Source organism: Flavobacterium sp. LC2016-23 (assembly GCF_009674775.1).
GTDB lineage: Bacteria > Bacteroidota > Bacteroidia > Flavobacteriales > Flavobacteriaceae > Flavobacterium.
This window is the reverse complement of the sequence record NZ_WKKE01000051.1, coordinates 1-2,389: the sequence shown is the minus strand read 5'-3', so window position 1 is coordinate 2,389 and position 2,389 is coordinate 1. Positions and strand designations below refer to the sequence as shown.

At 44.9% G+C, this 2,389-nt stretch carries 2 tRNA genes and 1 rRNA gene; all 3 read right to left on the bottom strand.

Features of this window, described 5'->3' with window-relative positions:
- Position 1: 1 nt before the first annotated feature.
- A tRNA-Ala gene (locus tag GJU43_RS22645) sits at positions 2-75 on the bottom strand.
- A 160-nt stretch (positions 76-235) separates the two neighbouring features.
- Positions 236-309, bottom strand: a tRNA-Ile gene (locus GJU43_RS22640).
- A 126-nt stretch (positions 310-435) separates the two neighbouring features.
- Positions 436-1,949, bottom strand: a 16S ribosomal RNA gene (locus GJU43_RS22635).
- Between the last annotated feature and the right edge of the window lie 440 nt (positions 1,950-2,389).

Here is a 2,389-nt window from a genome sequence, read left to right as displayed (position 1 = left end):
GTGGAGAATAACGGAGTCGAACCGTTGACCTCCTGCGTGCAAGGCAGGCGCTCTAGCCAGCTGAGCTAATCCCCCATTTTTCAATCTTAGATTGTAGAATTCAGATTTTAGATTTCTTAATTCTTCTCTAAACTTCTTTTGGTGAATCCCAACTTCCAGAATTTCCTTTTTTCTAAGCATACAGCCTTTTTAATTCTAAATTGTCAATTATTAATTGTCAATTCACTTTAAAAAGTAGTCCCGGGCAGACTCGAACTGCCGACCCCTACATTATCAGTGTAGTACTCTAACCAGCTGAGCTACGAGACTCTGTTTTACTTAAAATTTATTATTTGAACTAACAGCAAGAGTAAAATAGTCTTAAAATTATAAACCATAAAGCTTCTTCTTTTTTCCTCAGCGTGTTGATAAATCAACTAACACTTGAGGCTCTAGAAAGGAGGTGTTCCAGCCGCACCTTCCGGTACGGCTACCTTGTTACGACTTAGCCCTAGTTACCAGTTTTACCCTAGGCAGCTCCTTGCGGTCACCGACTTCAGGCACCCCCAGCTTCCATGGCTTGACGGGCGGTGTGTACAAGGCCCGGGAACGTATTCACCGGATCATGGCTGATATCCGATTACTAGCGATTCCAGCTTCACGGAGTCGAGTTGCAGACTCCGATCCGAACTGTGACCGGTTTTATAGATTCGCTCCTGGTCGCCCAGTGGCTGCTCTCTGTACCGGCCATTGTAGCACGTGTGTAGCCCAAGGCGTAAGGGCCGTGATGATTTGACGTCATCCCCACCTTCCTCACAGTTTGCACTGGCAGTCTTGTTAGAGTTCCCGACTTGACTCGCTGGCAACTAACAACAGGGGTTGCGCTCGTTATAGGACTTAACCTGACACCTCACGGCACGAGCTGACGACAACCATGCAGCACCTTGTAAATTGTCTTGCGAAAGTTCTGTTTCCAAAACGGTCAATCTACATTTAAGCCTTGGTAAGGTTCCTCGCGTATCATCGAATTAAACCACATGCTCCACCGCTTGTGCGGGCCCCCGTCAATTCCTTTGAGTTTCATTCTTGCGAACGTACTCCCCAGGTGGGATACTTATCACTTTCGCTTAGCCACTGAAATTGCTTCCAACAGCTAGTATCCATCGTTTACGGCGTGGACTACCAGGGTATCTAATCCTGTTCGCTACCCACGCTTTCGTCCATCAGCGTCAATCCATTAGTAGTAACCTGCCTTCGCAATTGGTATTCCATGTAATCTCTAAGCATTTCACCGCTACACTACATATTCTAGTTACTTCCTAATAATTCAAGTTTAGCAGTATCAATGGCCGTTCCACCGTTGAGCGATGGGCTTTCACCACTGACTTACTAAACCGCCTACGGACCCTTTAAACCCAATGATTCCGGATAACGCTTGGATCCTCCGTATTACCGCGGCTGCTGGCACGGAGTTAGCCGATCCTTATTCTTACAGTACCGTCAAGCTGGTTCACGAACCAGTGTTTCTTCCTGTACAAAAGCAGTTTACAATCCATAGGACCGTCATCCTGCACGCGGCATGGCTGGATCAGGCTTGCGCCCATTGTCCAATATTCCTCACTGCTGCCTCCCGTAGGAGTCTGGTCCGTGTCTCAGTACCAGTGTGGGGGATCTCCCTCTCAGGACCCCTACCCATCGTAGCCTTGGTAAGCCGTTACCTTACCAACTAGCTAATGGGACGCATGCTCATCTTTTACCGTTGTGACTTTAATAATATCTCGATGCCGAGTCATTATACTATGAGGTATTAATCCAAATTTCTCTGGGCTATCCCTCTGTAAAAGGTAGATTGCATACGCGTTACGCACCCGTGCGCCGGTCTCTGCCTCCGAAGAAACATACCCCTCGACTTGCATGTGTTAAGCCTGCCGCTAGCGTTCATCCTGAGCCAGGATCAAACTCTTCATCGTATATTGTTTGCTTGATTACTCAAGCTATTGTTATTCGAATCAGTCTCTATCGGTTCATTTAGCAATCTCTCGATTATCTTACTCTTTATTCTTTTGTTTTAACATCTCTGTTAAAACGGCTGTCAATTCAATATGTCTACGAACGTGTCTTCTTTTTCTATTTCGCTTGTTTCTCAAAGCGGGTGCAAAACTACAACTTCTTTTTTAATTAGCAAGAACTTTTTCAAGAAATTTTGAAACTTTTTTTTCGCCTCTACTTCCCTATTTATTCCTACCAACCTTTCAATGAACTTCGCTATTTTGCGGGGTGCAAATGTAACATCCGTTTTCAAATCTCACAAGCTTTTTTAAATCTTTTTTTGAAAATAATTTTTCAGTTTGATTTAGTAACCTGTCAGTATTTCTTAGAACGCATGTCGCTGTTGCGGGTGCAAAAGTAG